Raw genomic sequence first — 21,793 nt, forward strand, 5'->3', positions numbered from 1 at the left:
GTGCGCGCCTCAGCGCCCGGCGAAGATCGTGGCGATGAGTTCTTGACGGGCCGGGCCGTAGTCCTCGAACGCGCCTCGGAAGACCGAGGAGGTCATCAGGGCCGGGGTCCGGACCCCTCGCATGCTCATGCACAGGTGTTCGCCGCGGCCGATGACGGCCACGTCGGCGGACCCGGTGGCCGAGACCACCTCGTCGGCGATGTCGCAGACCAGCCGTTCCTGCACCTGCAGGCGGTGGGCGTGGCGGTGGGCGATGCGGGCGAACTTGGACAGCCCCAGCACGTCGCCGTCCGGCTTGTACGCGATGGTCAGCGTGCAGGAGAACGGCAGGAGGTGGTGCTCGCACAGCGACCACACCGCGATGTCCGAGACCATGACGATCTGCCCCTGCGAGACGATGGGGAAACGCGCGTCGGCGTCTCCCGCGTCGTAACCGCTGAACTCGCGCCACCACCTCGCGAACCGCGCCGGTGTCTCCTTCAAGCCGTCCCGGTCCGGGTCCTCCCCGATCTCCACCAGGAGCTTGCGGGCCAGGTCTTCCAGGGGGTCCCGGACCGACTCCGGGCCTTCCAAAGGACTGATCACGGTCACTTCCCCCTCCGATCGCCCCACGCTGAGACGTGCAGCCTGGTAGTCAGATTCCACCCTCTGGCGATCACGGCGTCGCCGAGTTCGCCGAGAGTGCGGTGCACCTCGCCCCCGGTCCTTCCCTCGGGCATGATCCACACCGGCTCGGTGCCGTGCCGGTCCACCACGGACGCCACTTCGTCCAGGTCCGCGAGGGACCTGCAGACGAACTTGAACGCCGTTCCCGGTAGCGCGGCGAGTGCGGTGAGGGCGGCCGGCACGAGCCTGCGTGATTCGGGATCGCCGGAGTGCGCCAGTTTCGGCGAGACGTTGAACCGCGTCAGGTCGGCCAGTTCCCGGATCGGCACCACGGTTCCGTTGGTCTCGACCTCCACCTGGTGGCCGGAGTCGACGAGCGCGCGTGCCAGCGGCACCAACCGGTGCTGCTGGTTGAGGGGTTCACCACCCGAGATCACGATCAACCCCACCTGGTACTCCACCAACCGGCGCAGGACGTCGTCCCACGGCATCGCGCGGAGTTCCACCTTCGGGTCGTACACGACTCCCGTGTCACCCACTCCGGTCCAATCCCACGTGTACGGGGTGTCGCACCAGCGGCAGGACAGGTTGCACCCGCCCAGGCGCACGAACGCGCACCGCCGACCGAGCGACGGCCCTTCTCCCTGCACCGCTTCACGTAGGGCCGAAGATCTCGTTCACGACGAGCTTCGGACCTGCTGCGGCACCACCTCCCCCGACGTGCGCCGACGTCGCGGTCACGGTCGGTACTCCGCCCACGTCTTGGGCGTCTCGGAGACGTGGACGGCGCTCAACTCCGGGTAGTGGGGCGCCCAGCGCTCGTAGATCCAGCGCGCCAGGTTCTCCGCGGTGGGGTTGCGGTCCTCCAGCACCTCGTTCAGGTGGCGGTGGTCGACCTCGTCGTCCAGCCAGTTCTTGAACGTGGACAGCTCGCCGTAATCGCGGACGAAGCCGACGGCGTCCAGGCCGTCCGCCGCCGCGCCGAGTTCCACCTTCACCACGTAGTTGTGGCCGTGCAGCCGGCCGCACTGGTGCCCGTCCGGCAGCCCTTCCAGCCGGTGGCTGGCCGAGAACTGGAACTCCTTGCTGATGCGAAAACTCATCCCGAACCTCCTGGACCGATGCTGCCCGCGTCACGCGGGGCGGCGCATCACGGCGTTGACCGAGAGGCGGCCGGACGACCTCCGAAGAGCGCGGGGTGCCCGAGCGGGCGGCCCGGTCCGGTCTCGGTCGGGCGGAGGCGACACTTCGGGCGCCGCCGTGATGTGCGGAGGGCCGGGCGGGACCGAGAATCGGATCCCACGTGGTCGCCTGCCGACGGGACCGTCGACCTGTCGACGTGGACCCGTTTCGAGGAGGGGGTGGGGCTGTGCAGAAGGTCCTGGTCACCGGTGGCGCCGGGTTCATCGGTTCCCACTTCGTCAAACACCTGCTCCGGGACGGAGACCTGTCCCGGGTGACGGTGCTCGACGCCTTGACCTACGCCGGGGACGTCGAGAACCTCCGCGACGTGTGGGAGCGCCCGGCCTTCGACTTCGTGGAGGGCGACATCCGCGACGCGGCCCTCGTCGTCGACCTGGTGGAGGCGCACGACGTCGTCGTGCACTTCGCCGCGGAGTCGCACGTCGGCCGGTCGTTCGCGGCGGCGGAGGAGTTCGTGTCCACCAACGTCCTGGGCACCCAGACGCTCCTGGACGCGGCGATGCGCTTCGGCGTGCGGAAGTTCGTCCACGTGTCCACCGACGAGGTGTACGGGCCGCTGCCCACGGGGACCGCCCGCGAGGACCACCCGCTGCGTCCGACGAGCCCGTACGCCGCGTCGAAGGCGGCCGGCGACATGATGGCCGTCTCGTACTTCCACACCTACGGCGTGCCGGTGTGCATCACCCGTTCCTCGAACAACTACGGCCCGGGGCAGCACGTCGAGAAGGTCATCCCCTCCTTCGTCTCCCGCCTGCTCAAGGGCGAGCGCATCGGCCTGCACGGCAACGGCGAGCACATCCGCAACTGGCTGCACGTCGAGGACCACTGCCGGGCCGTCGACCTGGTGCTCCGCAACGGAGTTCCCGGGGAGATCTACAACATCGGCGGCGGCACCGACCTGACCAACAACGAGCTGGCCTCCCTCGTCCTCCGGGCGTGCGGCGCCGAGTGGAGTTCCGTGGACTACGTCGCCGACCGCCTGTCCAACGACGTCCGGTACTCCCTGAGCTGGGAGAAGATCGCGAACGACCTGGCCTACCTGCCCGTCAGGTCGTTCGCCGACGGCCTCTCGGAGACGGTGGACTGGTACCGCGGGAACACCGACCGGTGGGCCACCACCCGACCGCGGGTGAACGAGGACAAGCTCCCGGCGATGCACGGGGTCGATCCGGATGCGGGGTGAGGAGCGGTCCGCCCGTGATCACGCTTCGAGCGGGCTGCGGACCTGCGTGCCGATCCGACCGGCCTCGTGCAGGATCTCGGCGCCCCAACGGCCCCACACGCTCCGCAGCCGCGAGGTGACGAAGACGAGGTCGACGGAGTCGTCGGGCAAGGTGGTGCGGACCCCGATGGCGTGGCGCACCTCGCTCCGGGCGGAGTTCACGACGTCGGGGTCGAAGTCGAACAGCACCGCGGAGTCCAGCCACGGCGGGACGTCGCGACCGCAGCCGAACACCGCGACCCTCTTGTGGGCCGCCACCTCGCGCAGGTCCGCCAACTCATCGGTGACGTCGACCGGCCGGGCTTCGTCGAGCGCGTCGAGGTAGAGCAGGTGCTCGTCCTCGACGTTCCACTCGTGGTCGACCTCGAGCCCGGTACCCAGCCGGGCGAACCAGGACCACAGCAGCTCGACCACCGGTTCGGTGTGCGCGCGCAGGAACGTGAGGAGGTTCGCGGTGTTGCTGTCCGGGTTCGACGCGCTCGCCTTCGGGTGCGGCGCCTCGACCGCCCAGGCGTCCCGGCTCACGGCGAAACCCGTGCCGTGGCGGAAGAGTCGGAACGCGAGCTCCAGGTCTTCACCGCCCCAGCCGCGGAACTCCTCGGCGAAACCGCCGACCGCCCGGAAGTCCTCCGCGCGCACCGAGCAGTTCATCGACCAGAACCACTGCCACGGCACCGTGCAGCGGCTCAGGTCGAAGCCGAAGCGCTCGAACGCGAGGTGACGGGCATCCGCGAAGTCCGGCGACTCGCGGTAGTGGCGGACCGCCTCCTCGGACGTCATCGCGGCACTGGTCTCGATGACGGGGGCCGATTCGTCGGGCCGGTAGCCGAAGGTGTAGCCGATCACCGCCGTGGGCGCGTCGGGGTCGGCGTCGTGGACGGCGAGGTGCGCGGCCAGGAAATCCGGTCCTGGCAGCACGCCCGCGTCGACGAAGGCCAGCACCGGGGCGGTGGTGAGCCGCGCCCCGGCGTTGCGGGCGGCCGCGGCCCGGAACCCGAGGTCTTCCTGGAAGTGGTACCGGATCGCCAACCGGTCGGCGAAGCCGTCGACCACGCCGCGCGTCCGGTCCGACGAGCCGTCGTCGGAGACGACCACCTCGAACCCGGCCGCGGGGATCCCCTGCCGGACCAGGGCTTCGAGGGTGCCCTGCAGCAGGGCCTCCCGGTTGTAGGTCGGGATCACCACCGCGATGCGCGGCCCGTTCGGGTGCTCGGACGACACCGTTCCTCCGATCTCAGTCGTGTGCGGGGTTCGGCCGCGTCGCGTGCACGACGAACGTGCGGATCTCCGCCGGGATCAGCGGCGCCGGCCGAACGGTGACCTCGAAGCCCCGCGAGCGCAGCAGCGCGCCCACCTCGTCCAGCCGCCCGTCCAGGTCCTGCACCTCCAGCACGAACCGGTCGATCGACGCCCACTGCCCGGGGTCGACTCCCCGCAGCACGGTCAGCTCCGCGCCTTCCACGTCGATCTTCACCAGGTCGACCCGCTCACCGGGCACCAGGAACGAGGACAACCGCAGGACCGGCACGCGCACCGGTTCGCCGACGTAGTGCGCCCGCACGTGTTCCTCGGTCCCCAGCCGGGACAGCACCGCGATCTGGAGCTCCTTGTCCTGCGGGTACCTGGTCGAGTTGCCGGGTGCGAGCGGGTAGTAGTGGAACAGCACCTCGTCCTGGGCCTCGGCGCCCAAGGCGCACTCCTCGATCGTCACGTCCCGCAGGCCGTGCCGCTCCACGTTGCGGCGCAACGCCTCCAGCACCGCCGGCATGGGTTCGAAGGCCCGGATGCGGGCCTCCGGGCACCCGCGCTTGACGAAGTAGGTGAACAACCCGATGTTCGCGCCCACGTCGAGCACCAGCGCGTCGGGGCGCAGCCGGATGCCGTCGTAGCAGCCCTGGTCGAAGATCTCCTCGTGCTGCCACCGCGCTTCGCCCTCGTGCGGCGCCCAGAAGCCGACGCCTCCGCCGAAGGTGACGTCGAGCAGGTCCGTCATGCGTGTCCTCCTTGGTGCGGCGGCCACGTCCGCGGTCTCACGGAGCGGCGAAGGTCGTGGTGGCGTCGAGGTAGCCGGTCGGGTCCGCGACCCCGGCGTCGCGGAACGCCTCGCGCCGCTCGTAGCACGTGCCGCAGACGCCGCAGTGCACGTCGCCGCCCTTGTAGCAGGACCAGCTCAGCTCCAGCGGCGCACCCAGGGCGACACCGTGCGCGGCGATCTCGGCCTTCGTCCAGGCCATGAACGGGGCCTGCACCTCCGGTGTGGGGAAGCCCTCGTTCGCCACCGCGACCAGCCCGCGCAGCGCCTCGATGAACACGGGCCGGCAGTCCGGGTAGATGAAGTGGTCGCCGGAGTGCATCCCGAGTGCCACCACGCCCGCGCGGCGCGCGACCGCGATCGACACCGCCACGTTGGCCAGCACCGCGTTGCGGTTGGGCACCACCGTGGCACGCATCGAGTGCTCCGCGTAGTGGCCTTCAGGCACGTCGACCGCGCTGTCGGTCAGCGCGGAACCGCCCAGCAGCGCCCCGAACCCGCTCAGGTCGACGACCTGGTGGACCGCTCCGTAGTGCTCCGCGACCCGGCGCGCCGAGTCGATCTCGCGCCGGTGCCGCTGCCCGTAGTCCACGGTCACCGCGACGATGCCCCGGCGCTGCGCGGCGTAGTGCGCCATCAGGGTGGTGGAGTCCAGGCCGCCGGACAGCACCACCACCACGACGAACGGGTCCGACCGGCTCTCGTCGAGTTCCATCTGGCCTCCTGGCGCTGGTGCGTCGGTACGTCCGCGGTGCCGGTCCGGCGGAGTCGGCACGTCGCACCCGAGTGTGGTTCGCGGGTGGGGGCCGGCACATCACGGCCGATGCCGAGAGGGACGGCGCCGCGCCGCCGAAGTCCGCACCGGCCGCGCGGGGTGGTCGGGGCGGTCGGCCGTCACGCCGAGGGCCGTCGACCGACCCGCGCCGCGCCGTCGGTGAGCAGCTCCCACACGCCGGGGTGGCCGAGCAGGTCCGGGAAGTCGTCGCGCCCGGCGATGTCGAGCTTGCGGTAGGCGCTCGACAGGTGCAGCTCCACCGTGCGGCGGGTGATCCGGCGGGTCGCCGCGATCGTCTTGTTCGTCAGCCCGCGCACCGCGTCGAGCAGGATCTCCCGCTCTCGGCGGGTCAACGTCAGCACACCCCGCAGCGGCACGTGCTGCACCGCGTGGCCGCCTGCGGCGAGCAGTTGCCGCCGGGCCTGCTCGCCCAGCGCGACCGCGCCGCAGCGGTCGGCCCGCCGCACCGCCTCGGTCAGCGCGACCACCGCGTCCTGGTGCCTGCCACCCCGCGTGAGCAGCCGGCCGAGGTCGCAGTACGCCCGGACCAGTTCCCAGCCGTCGGGACCCGCCTGCAACAGCGCGATGCCCTTGCGCAGGAGCTGTTCGCCCACCGCGCCGCCGCTCACCCAACCCCACGCCCGCAGCGCGCGCCCCAGCTCCTGCGGAGAACCGGTGCCCTCGGCGAACCGGACCTGCTCGCCCGCCGCCCGGGTGGCCTCCTCCACCGAGCCCAGCGTGTCCAGCAGCGCGACCCCGTGCACCCGCCACAACAGCGAGCCCACCCGCGGCAACCCCGAGTCCTCGTTGAGCGCGTGCAGCTCGGCCAGGTCCCGCCGGGCCCGGGCCAGGTCGCCCTCCACGACCCGCAACCGGACCCTGACCAGCAGCACCTCCCGGTGGTACCAGGCGGGACGCACGGAACCGGCGTACCCGTGCTGCTTCAGCAGTGCCGCGGCCCGAGCCCGGTCACCCCGGCTGAGCCACACGTCCGCGGCGAGCGCCACCAGGTTCGCCCGGATCGGAGCCACCGCACCCGCCGGGCACTCCGGGAGGGTGTCGAGACCGTCGGTCAACCGCTGCTCGGCGGTGGCCAGGTCGCCGTCGGTCACGGCGGTCCTCCCGGCCACGAGCGCCAGGCCCGCGCGCAGGGCGGCGGACGGGTGCGGCACGAGCCGCCGCAGTCTGCGGACGCACGCCTCGGTCTCCTCCCGCTGCCCCGCGTCGGCCAGGACGACCAGGGCCGCGGTCAACGCCGCGGGGTGCGAGGTCAGCTCGTCGAGCCCGCGTTCGAGCACCCGGCGCGCCCGCCGCAGCGCCTCGTCCACGTCGCGGTCGAGCAGGCGCACGCACAGCGCGCTGACCGCCAGGACCGCCATGCGCAACTCCACCCCCCGGTGGCCGTCGGACGCGTCCGCGTCGTCCAGGAAGCGCTCGGCGAGTTCCACCGCCATCGAGGGCGGGCTGTCCAGGGCAGCGGACAGGAGGCGGTACAGGTCGGACCAGCCCTGCGACGCCGTGCCCTCCACGGCCACGGCCACCCGGTGCAGCACGTCCTGTCCGTCCGCCCCGGTGTCGCCGACCTGGACGGCGCCCGCGATGCGCGCGAGCAACCCGCGCCGGGTCGGCTCGTCGGGAGCATGCCCGAGCGCCGCCACGGCCGAGTCCAGCCCCGCCACCCGGTCCAGGCGCAGCTTGACGTCGATCAACATCAGGTGCGCGTGGCCGCGCTCGTCCCCCGACGCGGTGCGCACCGCGACCTCCAAGTAGCGCACGGCGTCCTCGTCGCGGTCCGCCGCACGGGCCGCGCGCAACAGGACGCCGACCGACCACTCGCCGATCGGGGGGACCGTCGAGGCCACCAGGTGGTCCGCGATCCAGTCGCCCGGCGCGCCGCGCTCGTGCAAGTGGGCGGCGGCGGCGAGGTGGACGGCGTTGCGCGCCACGAGGGTCGTGGAGGCGGCCACGGTGTTGGACAACAGCGGGTGGCGCAGCACGACCGCGTCGTCGTCGGTCACGAGCCGCATGCGCGCCAGGACGTCCAGCGCGCCCAGCGCGCGGTGCTGGTCGAGCCCGCTGAGACGCGTCAGCACCGAGGTGTCGGTGCTGCGGTGGCGGTCGACCAGGGACAGCACCTCGACCAGTACCCTGGCGTCGGCGTCCACCCGGTCGACCCAGCCGAGGATCCGGCGCGCGACCTGCGGCAACACGGCCGCGCGCACCTCCTCGGGGGCACGTGTGCCCCGCGGCCCGGCCGCCACCCAGGCGGTCAGCTCGACCAGCAGGAACGGGTTGCCCGCGCTGAGCCGGTGGCACTCTGCGATCAACCCCTCGGACGGGCGCGTCCCGGTGCGGGCCTCGAACAGGTGCGCGGTCTCGGACCGCGACAACCCGTCCAGCGCAACCCACCTGGCCCCGTACAGCAGTTCGCCCAGCTCCGGCGCCATCGCGACCGAGGCGCCCGGCCTCAGGGACGCGACCACCACGACCGGCAGGTCGGCGCACGCCGCCAGCACGCGGTGCAGCAGCACCGCCCCACCGGCTCCCGCCTGGTCCACGTCGTCCACGGCCACCACGAGGCAGGACCGCCCGGCTGACCCGACCACCGCGTCACGGACGGCAGCCGCCAGTTCGGCCGTGGGCTCCACCGTGCCCGTCGGCTCCGCCGCTCCGGTCGACGCGTCGTGCCACGCCGTGCGGAGCCGCTGCGCCACGTCGTCCGGGGACAGCGCCGCCAAGCCGCGCACCAGGTCGTCCACCAGGGCAGCCGGACCGCGACGGTCGCGCCACTGCCCGCTCAAGCGCACCGCCGCGTCCCCGCCGGCGCGGGAACCCTCGACGAACGCGTCGAGCAGCGCCGTGCGCCCCACCCCGGGCTCACCGGTCACCACGCACGTGACCAGCCCTTCCCGCGTGCTGTCGTCGCGTGCCGAGGTCAGCGCGCCGAGCTGCGCACGCCTGCCCACGAAGACCGCGGGCGACCGATCGCTCACGACGGTGTCCCGGGACGGGCCACCAGCACGGTCGCCTGGTCCCCTACGGCGTGCGGGCGGTGCCGGAAGTGACGTCGCACGCGTGGCCTCAGGGCGGCACGCATGTCCTCGACGCGGGGGTGCCCCTCGTACCAGAAATCGCCGAGCACCGAGCAGGCGGCGTCCACCCGCTGGTCGAGGGAGACCTCCGGGAAGTGCAGCGCGGCTTCCGTGCGGTGCAGCGAGAAGCGGTCGAATCCGTGCTCGGCCAACACCGCCGCGGCGGTCGCGAGGAGGTAGCCCTGGTGGTCGGGCTCCTCACCGGCCAGGGGGACGCAGACCTCGTTCAGCATCGCGACCAGCTCGTTGTCGGGTGAGCCCCCGATGAGCACCACCTTCGCGTCCGGGGCCGACGCGTCACACACCCTCGCCATCTCCCGCGCCGCCCGCTCCGGGTCGTCCACGTACGGCAGGACCCAGGTGGCGTAGACCGCGTCGAAGGCGCCGTCGGCGAACGGCAGTGACTCGGCGTGCCCGGGGTGCACGTCGATGACGCCGTCACCGGAGGCCTGCAACGAGGCCACCCGGTCGGCGTGGGGTTCCACGGTCGTGCACCGGCCCACCTGCGCCGCCACCGCGTGGGCGATCTCCCCGGTGCCGCCCCCGACGTCGAGCACGCGGCGGTTGTCGGCGACGGCCGCGCGGATGATCGCGATCTCCTCCCCGCGTTCGAGCCTGGTCGTGAAGTTCACCCAACCGTCCCTGCCGAGCCGGTGCGGACCGCGGTAGCGGGCGGGCCTGCGGTCCGCCGGACCGCACCACGGGTGCTCCCGGACCTCTGCGGCGGTCAAGCCGGGGCGAGGTGCGGACATCACTGGTTCGCTCGTCGTCACGAAGTCTCCATGTCACGGGGGCAGTTCGAAGGTCGTTCGACGTACGCACACCGCACCCCGGCGAAGGGTGGGTCGGTGCCGCAACCGCGTTGGCGACTCGGCCCGTTTTCCGTGCGCACCTCCATCGAAATCGACAATTTCATTCTTACTTAATCAAGTAATCTATGTCAATCCTCGACGGTCGCCGAAGTATGCCCAGAAATGCTTGGTTCCGCTCCCGACCCCTGATAAAATCGCGCCTTCCCCGAAGAACCGCAACTGTCCGTCAACAGCCGGGTAACCCGTTCGGAGCAGGGCGAACACCCGCCGGCGAGGCATATACCGACCGGTCGGACGTCTGTCAAATTCTACTTCACCGCGAATAACGCCGACGGCCCACGACGGCCTGGAGTTCATGGCGAAATTGCGCTTCTCACGTCCACATCACCAAGAGGGATTTATTGCCGGCAACCGACAGCCATTGCCGCCCGCGTAGACGACACCGGACGCGAACTCGCTATCACGCCGCATTGTGCGGCGAGTCGACAATCAGGCGAGCGGGTTATCAGGCGTCGCGTGTGAAGCGGTATTCGGGGCAGCAGTGCCGGCTGATGGCGGGGTGGGCCGCCCAGCCGCCCGGAGGCACCTCGGCCGCCGCGTAGGTGCGGGGCATGGTGATCTTGGCCCCGGTGAACGACCAGCGGTCACCGACCCGCTGCAACTTGCGGCCGTGGTGGAGCTCGTGGAAGGCGTAGTAGTGGAAGAGCTCTCCCTGCTTCAGGTAGTGGGGTTCTCCGCCAGGTGGATCTCCAACTCCGGGCGCACACCGCCGGGCAACGAGCCCGGACAGCGGGGCGCCACGTCCTCCCGCGCCGGTACCGGGGTGCCACCGATGGCGCTGAGCATGTTGCCCACCAACGCCATGTGGGACATCTCGTCGAAGAGGATCTCTCAGAGCGACGATCGCCGCGTCCTGGTCCACTGGCGTGCACGGCTCTCGTCGCACCACTCCCCCCGCAACGTCATTCCGAGTGCCTCGGGATCGTGCGGAACGTGCGGATGCGTTCGGCCAGGTCCCGCGCGGTCGGGTGGGACCGTCGCCGTTCCGCTTCGTTGCGCAGGGGGCGCAACCGCTCGACCGTTCGTGTCGACACCAGTCGCGAGCACAGGTCCAGCGCCTGGTGGCCCACCACCGCCGCCAGGTCCACCCGGTCCTCCAGCAGGTGGCACGTCGCCAGCGACATCAGGCTGAAGGCCCGGCTGCGGGCCATGTCCGGACCGAAGCCCTCGGCGGCGGCGGTCAACTTCGGCACCGCCAGACCCGCGTACTGGGGGTCCACCCGCTGGGCCAGCTCCGTGTAGACCACCCCGACCAACGACGACAGGTCGGTGGCGGTGAAGAACGCCATCCAGCCGGGCACCGCCTCACCACCGGAGGCGGCGAACCGGCCCTCCGCGGCGGCCAGCAACGCCAGCACGGCGTCCTCCTCACCCAGCCGCGCCTTCGCCCACGCCTGGTTCGCCTTCACCAGCGCCATCGCCCGCGCCGACCCGCTGGCCCGGGCGTGCGGCTCCGCGAGCCCGAACTCGGCCAGCGCCCCCACCGGGTCGTCGTGGTGCAGCCGCACCCGCCCCAGCCGGTAGTAGACGTTCGACGTCAGCGACGCGTTGCCGACCGCCGCCGACACCCGCAACGCGGTTCGGAAGCAGTGGCGGGCCGCGTCGACCAAGCCGATGTCGAACGACGCCCAGCCGGCGAGGGCGTGCAGGTCGGCCACAGCCGTGTGCAGCGGCCCGACCAGCCGCTCGGCCACCGGCACGCCCAGCATCGCCAACGCCACCGGCAACGCCGCCACCGCCTCGTCCCGCGGACCCACCCCACCGTGCCGGTAGTCCCGCGCCCGCAGGCGCCGCGTCAACTCCCCCAACTCCACGACGTCCGCGAACCGGACACGAGTCGGCCCGTGTTCGGGCACCGACGGTTCCGCATCGGACAAGGCATACCTCCCGGAAGGCACCACCACAACGATCGGCGGGCCGCCGGGGTCCGGGGCGGACATGCGCGAAAAGCCTCCCACGCCCCGTCGGCACCCGCCGCACAGAGCACCCGCATGGCTCAACTCCAGTGACGCTCGGCGATCGTCGCACCTGGGTCGACTTCGCAACCCCGCCGAGGAATGGGACAGGAAGGGCACTTGTCGGCGCAGTAGATGCCGGTGTCCCGGGCGACTGCCGAACCGGCACCGCGTTCGACTCCGCAGTCGCGTGCCGCTGCGTGGCAGAGGTGGTACCGCGACGGCGCGGTCGGCCCGCGGCGGCCAGGTGATCAGCCACGCGTCCACCAGGCCACGACCACCAGGAGATCACCTACGACCCACTGGCCCTGTCCCCGTGCCCGGTATCGGTGCCGGACACGGGGTTTCCGAGGGAATCGGTGGGAGTGTTCAACCAAGGAACATTCGAAGCGAGGACAAAGGAGTCCGCTCGATGACCTCACCCCTGCTATCCAGGATCGGTCGCGCCGCCGCCGTGGCGTTCGCGGCCGCCGCGACCACCCTCACCCTCACCGGCGGCGCGAGCGCCGACCCCGCCGCGGCGTCGGTGGCGTTCAAGGCCGAGCACACCGACCGCTGCCTCAGCAGCCACACCACCGGCCAACTGGCCTGGCGCAACGCGCAACCGGACCCCTCGCCCCTGCCCGTGACCTCGGTCGAGGTCACCGGTGAAGTGGCGCTGCGCGACATCACCCCGTGCGCTCCGCCAACCCGCGCCGTCGCGGTGGCCGTGTTCACCGCTTACAGCGGCCGCACCGTCGTCGACACCGAGCGCCAGAGCACCACCGGCGCGACCAAGTTCGAGTTCGCGCTCACCGTGCCGATCGTCCCGACCCCGGTCCCGGTACCCATCGACCGCGTCACCGTCCAGGTCTGCCACACCGCCATCACCCCCATCCCCGAACCAGGCCCTCTCACCTGCGGCGACATCTCCAGCTACCCGATCTGAGCCTTGCCGGAAATGTGATTGATCGACGCGACCCCCGCCGGTTCTCACCTGGCGGCGGTCGCGCCGATCGGGTCCTGCGGTCAGATTCCGAGCAGGGGGAAGAGGACGGCGCCGGCGGCGCCGAGAATGCCTGCCACAGCGCCGTTGACGATGCCGATGACGGAGTCGATCAGGCCACCGATGATGACGATTCCCATGATGCCGTGCTCCTGGTGTCGATGATTCACATGAATAGAGCGTCCGGTGTGTGTCGCCGAGGAGCGATCAGCCAGTGCAGTTGGGCACCGCGGGAACGGTGCCGACGCGGGCGTCGCGTTGGATGGCCCTGATGTCGTCGAGCACCGCGTCCATGGTGTCGGCGAGCAGTTCGTGCACCGTCATGGGATCGTCGCCCGCGACGAAGTGCGGGGTGTAGCCGTAGCCGCGCATCAACGCGGCCAGCTCGTCGTCGGGGATCCGGGCCGGCACCGACGGGTTGGCGATCTTGTAGCCGTTGAGGTGCAGCACCGGCAGCACCGCGCCGTCGGTCACCGGGTTCAGGAACTTGTTCGAGTGCCGGCTCGCCGCCAGCGGACCGGTCTCCGCCTCACCGTCGCCGATCACGCACAGCACGGTGAGGTCGGGGTTGTCGAACGCCGCGCCGAACGCGTGCACGAGCGCGTAGCCCAACTCGCCGCCCTCGTGGATCGAACCGGGAGTCTCGGGCGCGACGTGGCTGGGGATGCCGCCGGGGAAGGAGAACTGCCGGAACAACCTCCGCATCCCCTCGACGTCCTCGGTGACAGGTGAGCAGACCTCGCTGTAGGTCCCCTCCAGGTACGCGTTCGCCACCAGGCCGGGACCGCCGTGACCGGGGCCGGTCACGAACAGCGCGTCCAGGTCGCGCTGGTTGATCATGCGGTTCAGGTGCACGTACAGCAGGTTCAGCCCCGGTGTGGTCCCCCAGTGCCCGAGCAACCGCGGCTTGACGTGCTCGGGGAGCAGCGGTTCACGCAGCAGCGGGTTGTCGAGCAGGTAGATCTGCCCGACCGACAGGTAGTTCGCCGCCCGCCAGTAGGCATCGACCAACTCCAGGTCCGACCGGGTGCGGGTGGGAGCCGGTTCGGTCAGCGTCACGGGAACTCCTCGTCGGTTCGACCGCCCGTCGGACGACCGTCCCCATCACCTCCTCCGCGCCCTCGTCGCCGGGCAGTGCCTCAGGTCCCTACCCGACCGGGACCTGAGCCCCCTGCCGGGGGGCCTGGGACACGCGCCTCTTCGTCATGGTGATCCTCCTGACCGGACTGATACACCTTCGTGTGATTGACGAGCCGTCGACGAAAGGTGCGTGGGAAGATCGTCCCGCGTTTGCCCCAGACCCCGGCGGACCGGTTCCGTCGGCGTCCGGAGGTAAGGTGCTCGAACCCGCACACGAGTCCGACAACGCTGCCCTGAGCGCGTTAAAACCCCGGACGACCCTTCCGTCCACGGGCTTGTCGGAGGTTGCGGACCTGGAAGCGTTCACCAGGCGGATGTGGGCCCTGGATCACCGGTACGGCGGTGCTGCCGCTCGTGCGGCGGCGGTGGACCGCCTGCCTGCGGCCGTGCGACTGCTGGACACCTCCGCCTCCGGTCCCGCGAAGGCCCGGCTGCACGCGGCGGTGGCCGACCTGCACAGCGTGGCCGGGTGGTCGTCGTTCGACACGGGGATGTCCGATGCCGCCGCGGAGTACTTCCGCACCGCGTTGCGGATCGCCTCGTCGGTCGGCGACACGGCGGTGATCGCCGACGTCTACTGCCGGATGGGGAGGATGTCGTTGCACCACAACGACCCCACCCGGGCGTTGGAGGAGTTCCGGCTCGCCGGGCTGGCAGCCGACGCGACCGGGTCCGCGCAGGTGGTGGCCCTGATCAGGGCCAACACGGCGTGGGCACGGGCACGGCTGGGGCAGGAGCGAAGCGCCTTGGCGTTGCTCGCCGACCTCGATGAGGCACTGGCCCGGTCGTCCGGCGATCCGGCGCCGGGGTCGCGGGGGTTGCCCACTCCCCACGACCTGTCGTCGTTGACCGGCATCGTCTACACCGAGTTGGCGCAGGTCGCCGATCCGCAGTACGCGCGCATGGCCGTCCTGCTGCTGACCTCGGCGGTGAACGACCACGGGGTCGACATGGCCCGCAGTCGGGCCTTCAGCCTCATCTCGCTGGCCGCTTCCCACTTGCTCGAAGACCAGGTGGACGCGGGGGTGGAGGTCGGGGCGCGTGCTGTCGACCTGTGCGAGCAACTGGCGTCCCACCGCACCGTCGAGCGGCTGCGACCGCTGCGCAACGAGGCGCAGCGGCGGCGGTCCCACCGCGGGGCCCGCAACCTCGCCGACCGCATCCGCGCGTTCCGGCCGCCGTCCTCCGGCCGTGGTGACACGTACCAGATCGCGGAGAAGCCGACCTCACGGCGCTGAAGGGCCAGTGGCTCGTCGCCAACCGGAGTCGCGTGACGAGCCACTGGGTCAACCGGTGGCGCGGGTGGGTTACGGAGTGGTCGGCAGGAGGCAGGCGTAGCTCAGCGGGAGCAGGTTCACGAAAGTCCCCTGGGCTCCGGTGCAGATGGCGCGGGCCTCGGTGACGCGGCGGTTGCCGGCGCTGAGGGGGTTGAACACGCACACGTATCCCACCGGGTTCACGGTGAGGGTGAGCACCCCACCCGTCGCGGTGCACAGCTCGGTCGCGTTCCCCGTGCCGGAGCCCGGTCCCGATCCCGGCGGGGTGCTCGTGTTCTCGCAGCTCGCGTGGATGTCGGGGTCCGGCGCGGGCCCCTGGCAGGTGTCGGTGCCGAGGCCGCCGTCGAGGCTGTCCTGGCTGCCGTCGTTGGAGGCGCCGACGAGGATGTCGTTGCCGGCGCTGCCGGAGATCGTGTCGATGCCCAGGCCACCGCTGAGGGTGTCGGCGCCGGTGCCACCGGTGAGGGTGTCGTTGCCATCGCCGCCGTTGACGATGTCGTCGAGGTCGGAACCGGTGACGGTGTCGTTGCCACCGCTGCCGTTGATCGTCTTGGCGGGGTTCGTGCCGCCGCAGTCGATCGTGTCGTTGCCGGGGGTCCCGATGACGACGGTGTCGGTCTGGGTGACGCCGGCGCTCACGACGCAGTTGACGGCGGCGTGGGCGGTCAGGGGGCTGATCGCCCACAAGAACGGGATGGCGAGGACGCCGGCAAGCGTGGCGACGACCCCTCGACGAATGCGACTCTTCAGGATTTCCATGCTCGTTTCCTTGACAGGTTGTCAGCGATGACCCGCACAGCGTGACGCGCTGGCGCGAATGACCTGGTGCGAATCGCACCCCACCACAGCCGGCGTGACTGTCGGCGTCCATTTCCTCCACACACGAAAAACCTCGGCCCGTGGGCGCGAACCGCTTCTGGAGGTCAGCCCACGTCACCGAGGTCCGGGGTGCGACACAGGACGCTACTCCTGTTGTCGCAAGAATTGGTGCTGCGTCGCCCGAATGGCCGCACCACCGGCATGAGCGATCTTGCGGAGCGTAACTTTAGAGAACCGAGCCGTTCCGACCCGCGCAACGGAATCGACGCCATCATCTCGACCGCCGGGTACGGCCCTCAATGGCGAGCGTCCCGGCTCCGGTGACGAGGAACACCCGTAATCAATGTTTGACCCCCAGGCCCGCGCGCGAGGATTAAAAATTCCTCCGTCGCCGGGAATTCCTCGCGACGGTATGACGAACCGCCGATTTGCTTGTGCATGTGGAGAAAACGGCACAGGGTTGGCCCGGCAGCGCAGAACGATCCGCTGCGGATCAACCGGAAAGCCGCGCTTCCACCACGACGACCTCCTCGTGCCCATCGACGGCGCCGAGGAGAAAAGAACCACTACACGATGTGGAGAAAAGTCATGCGATCGACCACGCGCAGCACCACGGCGGCACGGGTTCGACGTGCTCTGATCGGGCTGGGGACCGTGGCGGGATTCGCCCTGGTGGCTCCCGGTTCGGCCTACGCCGCGGACCCGGCCGGGTGTGTCCGGATCGGCGAGAACGTGACCTGCACCGCGGGCGTGCCCGCCGGTCAGGTCGTCACCGGCACCGCCAACGCCAACGTCATCACCATCAGCGGCGGCCCGGTCGCCGGCACGATCTCCACGCTGGCGGGTAACGACACCATCATCATCACCGGCACCGCCGGCCTCAACGGGGCGACGGGCCCTCCCGGTGCGAACGGCACGGCGGGCACCCCGGCGGGGACCGCGGGCGGCAACGGCGGCGTCGGGACCAGCGGCGGCGTCGGCGTCAGCAGCACCGGCATCGTCGACGGCGGTGACGGCGTCGACCAGATCACCGTCACCGGCGGTCTCGGCGGCAACGGTGGCGCCGGCGGTCCGGGCGGGACCGGGCTGAACAGCGGTGCGGGCGGCGCCGGTGGCAACGGCGGGGTCGGCGGCGTCGGCGGCGCGGCCAACGTCGGGTCCATCACCGGCGGGGTCGGCGGCGACACCGTCAACACCACCGGCGGCAAGGGCGGCCTCGGCGGCGTCGGCGGGCTGGGCGGCAACGGCGGGGCCATCGCGGGCGGAGCGGGTGCGGGCGGTATCGGTGGCGCCGCGGGCGTCGGCGGGGTCGGCAACTCCGGCACCGTCAACGGTGGCACCACGGACAGCGGCATCGACAACATCACCACCACCGGCGGTGCCGGCGGTGCGGGTTCCGCCGGTGGGATCGGTGGCTGCGGTAGCGGCGGCGGCGCCGGTGGCGTGGGTGGCGCCGGTGGCGCGGGCGGTATCGGCAACTCCGGGACCGTCAACGGTGGCGGCGGCGCCGACGTCCTCAAGACCAAGGGCGGTCTCGGTGGTCTCGGTGGCCTCGGCGCCAAGGGCGGCAACGGTCTGAGTGCCACCCAGCCCGGTGGAGCGGGTGGCGTCGGCGGTGCCGGTGGCGCCGGCGGCGTCGGCAACTCCGGGAACGTCAACGGTGACGCCGACAACGACGTCATCACCAACACCGGCGGTAGCGGCGGCAACGGTGGTGCGGGCGGCAACGGTGGCACCGGGTGTGCCGCTCCCGGCGGCGCGGGCGGCCTGGGCGGTGCCGCGGGTGCGGCCGGCACGGGCAATGCCGGCACCGTCAACGGCGGCACCGGCGTGAACACCATCACCAACCCCAACGGCGCTTCCGGTCTGGTCGGCGCCAACGGCGTGGCCGGCGTCAACAACGGCGGCGTCTGCAGCTGCTGATCGGCAGCGGCGGCCCCGCCGCGGGGCTGGTGCGCCTGGCAATCGTCAGGCACACCAGCCCCGTCGTGGCCGCAGGTGGAGTTCCGGTTCCGCGCGACGCCACCGACGAGCTGAACGGGGCCCGGTCGGACGTCGGCCGCTCTCAGCCCAGCGGCGCGCGGCGCGCGGCGCGCAGGGGCGCACCCGCGTCGTGCAAGTGGCGCAGCACCTGGGCGTAGGAGGACCGCAGGCCGGCCTTGCTGTAAGGGATGCCGTTGCGGGCGCAGAAGTCCTCGACGACGGGCTGCGCGCGGCGGAGGTTGGGGCGGGGCATGTGCGGGTAGAGGTGGTGCTCCACCTGGTGGTTGAGGCCACCGAGCAGCGCGTCGACCCACCGGCCGCCGGTGACGTTGCGGGAGGTGAGGACTTGCTTGTGCAGGTGGTCCAGCCGCTGCCCCTCGGCGATGATGGGCATGCCCTTGTGGTTGGGGGCGAAGGAGCAGCCGAGGTAGACGCCCATGAGGCCCTGGTGGACCGCGATGAACACGACCGCTTTCAGCGGGGACAGCACCAGGAACACCGCGGTGAGGTACGCCGCCGCCGGAAGGATTTGCAGCGCGGCCTCCCTCCAGGGGCGCTTGAGCTCCCCGTGCCACAGGGCTTGCAGGCCCGAGATCCGCAGCACGACCGCTTCCACCAGCAGGAGCGGGAAGAACAGGAACGCCTGGTACTTGGTGACCCACCGGTAGATGCCGCGCTTCTCGCCTGCCTGCGCGCGGCTGAAGGCGATGGCGTGGATCTCGATGTCGGGGTCGTGGTCTTCGTGGTTGGGGTTGGCGTGGTGGCGGTTGTGCTTGCTCACCCACCACTGGTAGCTGATCCCGGTGATGCCGCCGTGCAGGTGGCCCACGATGTCGTTGTGGCGGTGGCTGCGGAAGATCTGCCGGTGTCCGGCGTCGTGGCCGATGAACGCGAACTGGGTGAAGACCACCGCGAGGAGCACCGCGGTCAGCACCTGCCACCACGAGTCGCCCAGCAGCGCCATCGCCACTCCGGCCACCACGAGCAGCAGGACGTTGATCGCCATCCGCGTCGCGTAGTACCCGCGCCGCCGGTCCAGCAGGCCGGCGTCCTTGAGCTCCCGCGTCAAGCGGGCGAAGTCGCTGCCCTGCCGGGCATCGGGAGGTGGCGAGGGGACGGTGGGTGAGGGAATCATGGACATCTGCTTTCCGGGTGAACGGGCACCCGCTCCGCTTCCCGGTCCTCACGGTGCCCGTGACCTGGAGGTGGAGCGAGGCCCGGAGGAGGGTCCGGCCGGCCGATCAGTCGGCGTGGTCTGTTCCGGAGGACCACGAGGCCGGGGAAGTGCGATCCGGTGACGCCCTGGAGATTTCGGTGGACGGGATGGCCCACGAGCCGGAGTTGCCCGTCATCGGGTCGAACGCGACCGACGGTCGGCGGGTTCCCGTTCTCGATCACGTGTGACACCCGGCACGTGCCGGCCCGTTCACCGCAGACCTCCCGATCGCACCTGGTGTGACCACAGGCCGCCGGGGTCTGAGGCGGCATTACCACCGCAGACGACGCCGTCGAATCCTGGAGGCGTCACCGTGATGACCTCAATGGTCGCACCCACCGCTTCTCCCCGCAACCGGGCAGGCGCACGCCGAGCACCACCGGACGCGGCCGACCGCTGCCGGAAGACGATTCGAGGTCGACGTGGAATGCACTCGACCAGGCACACCGAATTCATACACGAACGAGCACATCCCGCGTTTTCAGAACTGCCGGGTGCATGCTCGACGTATGAGCCGATTCACTTCCATCGACTTTGTTCCCGCACTCCGAGAGATTTTTCGGGCATGCCGGGGCTCGCCTTTCCCCACAACAGGAGTCACCCCATGAACGTTCGACGCATCGCAGCCTCGATCCTGACCGCCGACGCCCTCACCGCGCTGGCGGTGGCGCCGATCAGCAGCGCCGCGCCCGTTCCGGACCGGGTCGCGGCCGAGCACCAGGTGTCGGTGGCCGCCCCTCCCGCCGGTTGCGCCACCGCCATCGCCGCGGCGGTCGACAGTGCCAACGCGGCCACCGCGGCAGCCGCCAACGTCGCCGACTCGGCCGCAGCGGCAGCCGCGGCCAAGGCGTTCGCGGAAGGTGTCCTCACCGGGACGCCGGCCGCCATCAACGCGTCCGCCGCCAACCTGGCCACCTTCAGCGCCGCCGCGGCCAGCGCCGCCGCCTACGCCGCCTCCGCGGGCGCGACCACCGCCGTCCTCACCGCCTGCGCGCAGGCGGTGACGTCCGACACGGGACCGCTCAGCCCGCAGCGGGCGGTTCCCCGGACGCCGCGGCCGCGGCACGGGCTTCCACCAGGACGGTGAGGCCGGCCGCGCCGAGGAAACCCACCTCGCCGAGGTCGACCACCAGGTCCGGACCGGCGGAGCTGATCAGCTCCAGGAGACGGTCACGCAGGTAAGGCGCGGTGGACACGTCCATTTCGCCGGACACCGCGCACAGCAGGGTGAGAGCCGACAGCGGCCGCACCGCGACCGCCAGGAGTTCGCCGGCCGACGGGACCACGACTTCCGGTGACGGCGGTCGAGCGGCACTTCGGAGTTTGTCACCCACGGAGGTTCTCCTCGCCTGAGCATGGCGGCCGCGAGGTCCGGGCGGGCTGACGAATTTCAGGCATCGAGCCTATCGCCCGACGAGATCTCCGCACAAGACGATGCCAAATCCGACCCGGACGTTTCCAGCGCTCGGAGTATTTCCACGCCACCCGCCCGGGGACTTCGGGAAATCATTTTCGTGACTTCGGCCGGCGCACTGCGGGAAGCACCGAGGGTGCATCGAGCGCCGGCATTCGAACCGACACCACCCGTGCCGCGGGTTTCCTGCGACCTCAAGGCCTCGTCGTGACCGCCTTCCACCCCGGCGGAGCGGACGGTCACGCCGCCGACCGCGGTGGCACCCCGTGCCGGCCCTTCGCGGGTCGGACGGCCTCGATGCGCGTTCGGGTGAGGTGCCGGCATCCGGCCGGCCCGGCCGGCAAGTGGCGGGGTTGCCGCGCGTAAAGTCAGGACGATCGTGTTCCCACCGTGCGAGAGATGCGGGTCGCGCCCCTGTTACCAGGCGACTGGGAGGTCTCCGGATGGCCCGGTACACCACCAGCCGGTTGGCGCAGGTGAGTCGCTGGGTCGCGGAGAAGGCCGATGAACTGGACGGGCCCGTCTCGGTCGGAGCCCTCTGCGAGGCCGCGGTGGTCCGGTTGGGCGTGAGCGGGGCGGTGCTCACCGTGGACACCTCGGGCTGGCCGGAGGTCAGGTGCGCCACGGACGCGCTGGGTGAACGCCTGGCCGAGTTGCAGGTGACGGTGGGCGAGGGCCCGGCCGTGGACGTCTGGCGCGGAAGCGGCCCGGCGCTCGTCGCCGACCTCGACGCCCCGTCCAGCCAGGCCCGGTGGCCGATGTTCGCGCCGCTGGCCGTCGAAACCGGAGCGGCCTCGCTGTTCGCGCTCCCGCTGTGCGTCGGCGTGATCCGGGTCGGGGTGCTGTCGCTGTACCGGGTCGACGTGGGCCACCTCGACGCCACGACCCTCACCGACTCGTTGGCGTTCGCGGAACTGGCCCTGAGACTGCTGCTGGACGAGCAGGCCGACCTGAACACCGCGGACGTCACCGCGGACGCCCTCCCGCTGCAGAACCCCCAGGTGCACCAGGCCACCGGGATGGTGGCGGCGCAACTGGGTCTGGGCATGGCCGACGCGTTCGCCCACCTGCGCGCACGGGCGTTCGCCGAGCAGGTGCCGCTGAGCGGGCTGGCTGCCGACGTGGTGGCCCGCCGGCGGCGGTTCGACGGCGACGGGGGACGACCGTGAGCACGCACGGAACACGACCGCACTCTGAGCACA

Annotated in this window: 20 protein-coding genes and 1 pseudogene; 6 read left to right on the forward strand and 15 right to left on the reverse strand. The window is 71.3% G+C overall.

What is annotated here, in order from left to right; genetic code table 11:
* Nucleotides 1-9: 9 nt before the first annotated feature.
* The 3 genes from folE to queD form a co-directional block, all read right to left on the reverse strand.
* Nucleotides 10-585: a GTP cyclohydrolase I gene (folE, locus tag ACQPYE_RS21680; protein ID WP_498713889.1), complete on the reverse strand. Its 576-nt coding sequence runs from the start codon at nucleotides 583-585 to the stop codon at nucleotides 10-12.
* 2 nt (nucleotides 586-587) lie between these two features.
* Nucleotides 588-1,256, reverse strand: a complete 669-nt coding sequence (locus ACQPYE_RS21685) for a 7-carboxy-7-deazaguanine synthase QueE (RefSeq protein ID WP_498713891.1) — start codon at nucleotides 1,254-1,256, stop codon at nucleotides 588-590.
* 87 nt (nucleotides 1,257-1,343) lie between these two features.
* Nucleotides 1,344-1,709 carry a 6-carboxytetrahydropterin synthase QueD gene (queD, locus tag ACQPYE_RS21690; protein WP_498713893.1) on the reverse strand — a complete coding sequence of 122 codons (366 nt, stop codon included), beginning with the start codon at nucleotides 1,707-1,709 and terminating at the stop codon, nucleotides 1,344-1,346.
* A 266-nt stretch (nucleotides 1,710-1,975) separates the two neighbouring features.
* On the opposite strand from queD, the gene rfbB reads away from it, so the two are divergent.
* On the forward strand, nucleotides 1,976-2,992 hold the full coding sequence (gene rfbB / locus ACQPYE_RS21695) for a dTDP-glucose 4,6-dehydratase (protein ID WP_498713895.1): 1,017 nt from the start codon (nucleotides 1,976-1,978) through the stop codon (nucleotides 2,990-2,992).
* A gap of 18 nt (nucleotides 2,993-3,010) precedes the next feature.
* On the opposite strand, the gene ACQPYE_RS21700 is transcribed toward rfbB, so the two are convergent.
* The 8 genes from ACQPYE_RS21700 to ACQPYE_RS21735 all read right to left on the reverse strand — a co-directional run bounded on the left by ACQPYE_RS21700 (nucleotide 3,011) and on the right by ACQPYE_RS21735 (nucleotide 11,742).
* Nucleotides 3,011-4,252: a glycosyltransferase gene (locus ACQPYE_RS21700; protein WP_498713897.1), complete on the reverse strand. Its 1,242-nt coding sequence runs from the start codon at nucleotides 4,250-4,252 to the stop codon at nucleotides 3,011-3,013.
* Between the two features lie 13 nt (nucleotides 4,253-4,265).
* Nucleotides 4,266-5,024, reverse strand: a complete 759-nt coding sequence (locus tag ACQPYE_RS21705; RefSeq protein WP_498713899.1) for an FkbM family methyltransferase — start codon at nucleotides 5,022-5,024, stop codon at nucleotides 4,266-4,268.
* A 37-nt stretch (nucleotides 5,025-5,061) separates the two neighbouring features.
* Nucleotides 5,062-5,778, reverse strand: a complete 717-nt coding sequence (gene queC, locus ACQPYE_RS21710) for a 7-cyano-7-deazaguanine synthase QueC (RefSeq protein WP_498713900.1) — start codon at nucleotides 5,776-5,778, stop codon at nucleotides 5,062-5,064.
* 179 nt (nucleotides 5,779-5,957) lie between these two features.
* On the reverse strand, nucleotides 5,958-8,831 hold the full coding sequence (locus ACQPYE_RS21715) for an AAA family ATPase (protein WP_498713902.1): 2,874 nt from the start codon (nucleotides 8,829-8,831) through the stop codon (nucleotides 5,958-5,960).
* Nucleotides 8,828-9,682, reverse strand: coding sequence for a class I SAM-dependent methyltransferase (locus tag ACQPYE_RS21720; RefSeq protein WP_498713905.1), 855 nt, complete (start codon nucleotides 9,680-9,682; stop codon nucleotides 8,828-8,830). The genes ACQPYE_RS21715 and ACQPYE_RS21720 overlap by 4 nt, the downstream gene beginning before the upstream one ends.
* A gap of 565 nt (nucleotides 9,683-10,247) precedes the next feature.
* Nucleotides 10,248-10,403, reverse strand: coding sequence for a hypothetical protein (locus tag ACQPYE_RS21725; RefSeq protein WP_498713907.1), 156 nt, complete (start codon nucleotides 10,401-10,403; stop codon nucleotides 10,248-10,250).
* 56 nt (nucleotides 10,404-10,459) lie between these two features.
* Entirely contained in the window at nucleotides 10,460-10,630 is a 171-nt protein-coding gene (locus tag ACQPYE_RS21730) for a ferritin-like domain-containing protein (protein WP_498722960.1), read from the reverse strand.
* Between the two features lie 74 nt (nucleotides 10,631-10,704).
* Nucleotides 10,705-11,742 (reverse strand): NsdA family TPR-like regulatory protein, encoded by a 1,038-nt coding sequence (locus tag ACQPYE_RS21735; RefSeq protein ID WP_498713909.1) that lies wholly within the window; start codon nucleotides 11,740-11,742, stop codon nucleotides 10,705-10,707.
* A gap of 427 nt (nucleotides 11,743-12,169) precedes the next feature.
* On the opposite strand from ACQPYE_RS21735, the gene ACQPYE_RS21740 reads away from it, so the two are divergent.
* Nucleotides 12,170-12,685, forward strand: a complete 516-nt coding sequence (locus ACQPYE_RS21740) for a hypothetical protein (protein ID WP_498713911.1) — start codon at nucleotides 12,170-12,172, stop codon at nucleotides 12,683-12,685.
* Between the two features lie 279 nt (nucleotides 12,686-12,964).
* Here ACQPYE_RS21740 and ACQPYE_RS21745 read toward each other — a convergent pair.
* Nucleotides 12,965-13,801: pseudogene (locus ACQPYE_RS21745) on the reverse strand (phosphoketolase family protein); the annotation flags it as partial.
* A 146-nt stretch (nucleotides 13,802-13,947) separates the two neighbouring features.
* On the opposite strand from ACQPYE_RS21745, the gene ACQPYE_RS21750 reads away from it, so the two are divergent.
* A complete protein-coding gene (locus ACQPYE_RS21750) occupies nucleotides 13,948-15,120 on the forward strand; it encodes an NsdA family TPR-like regulatory protein (RefSeq protein ID WP_498713913.1) in 1,173 nt (390 codons plus the stop codon).
* 69 nt (nucleotides 15,121-15,189) lie between these two features.
* On the opposite strand, the gene ACQPYE_RS21755 is transcribed toward ACQPYE_RS21750, so the two are convergent.
* Nucleotides 15,190-15,918 carry a calcium-binding protein gene (locus tag ACQPYE_RS21755; protein WP_498713915.1) on the reverse strand — a complete coding sequence of 243 codons (729 nt, stop codon included), beginning with the start codon at nucleotides 15,916-15,918 and terminating at the stop codon, nucleotides 15,190-15,192.
* 648 nt (nucleotides 15,919-16,566) lie between these two features.
* Here ACQPYE_RS21755 and ACQPYE_RS21760 point away from each other — a divergent pair.
* A complete protein-coding gene (locus tag ACQPYE_RS21760) occupies nucleotides 16,567-17,901 on the forward strand; it encodes a hypothetical protein (RefSeq protein WP_498713917.1) in 1,335 nt (444 codons plus the stop codon).
* A gap of 142 nt (nucleotides 17,902-18,043) precedes the next feature.
* On the opposite strand, the gene ACQPYE_RS21765 is transcribed toward ACQPYE_RS21760, so the two are convergent.
* Nucleotides 18,044-19,096 carry a fatty acid desaturase family protein gene (locus ACQPYE_RS21765; RefSeq protein WP_498713918.1) on the reverse strand — a complete coding sequence of 351 codons (1,053 nt, stop codon included), beginning with the start codon at nucleotides 19,094-19,096 and terminating at the stop codon, nucleotides 18,044-18,046.
* A gap of 685 nt (nucleotides 19,097-19,781) precedes the next feature.
* Between ACQPYE_RS21765 and ACQPYE_RS21770 the strand changes: the two genes are divergently transcribed.
* Nucleotides 19,782-20,264 (forward strand): hypothetical protein, encoded by a 483-nt coding sequence (locus ACQPYE_RS21770; protein ID WP_498713920.1) that lies wholly within the window; start codon nucleotides 19,782-19,784, stop codon nucleotides 20,262-20,264.
* On the opposite strand, the gene ACQPYE_RS21775 is transcribed toward ACQPYE_RS21770, so the two are convergent.
* The gene (locus ACQPYE_RS21775; protein ID WP_498713922.1) at nucleotides 20,200-20,511 is read right to left on the reverse strand and encodes an STAS domain-containing protein; all 312 of its coding nucleotides are present in this window, start codon (nucleotides 20,509-20,511) and stop codon (nucleotides 20,200-20,202) included. The two genes, ACQPYE_RS21770 and ACQPYE_RS21775, sit on opposite strands and share 65 nt — an antisense overlap.
* Before the next feature lie 523 nt (nucleotides 20,512-21,034).
* On the opposite strand from ACQPYE_RS21775, the gene ACQPYE_RS21780 reads away from it, so the two are divergent.
* Nucleotides 21,035-21,760 carry a GAF and ANTAR domain-containing protein gene (locus tag ACQPYE_RS21780; protein ID WP_498713923.1) on the forward strand — a complete coding sequence of 242 codons (726 nt, stop codon included), beginning with the start codon at nucleotides 21,035-21,037 and terminating at the stop codon, nucleotides 21,758-21,760.
* Nucleotides 21,761-21,793 lie beyond the last annotated feature (33 nt).

The sequence above is a fragment of the Actinosynnema sp. CA-299493 genome (genome assembly GCF_050946825.1).
Classification (GTDB): domain Bacteria; phylum Actinomycetota; class Actinomycetes; order Mycobacteriales; family Pseudonocardiaceae; genus Actinosynnema.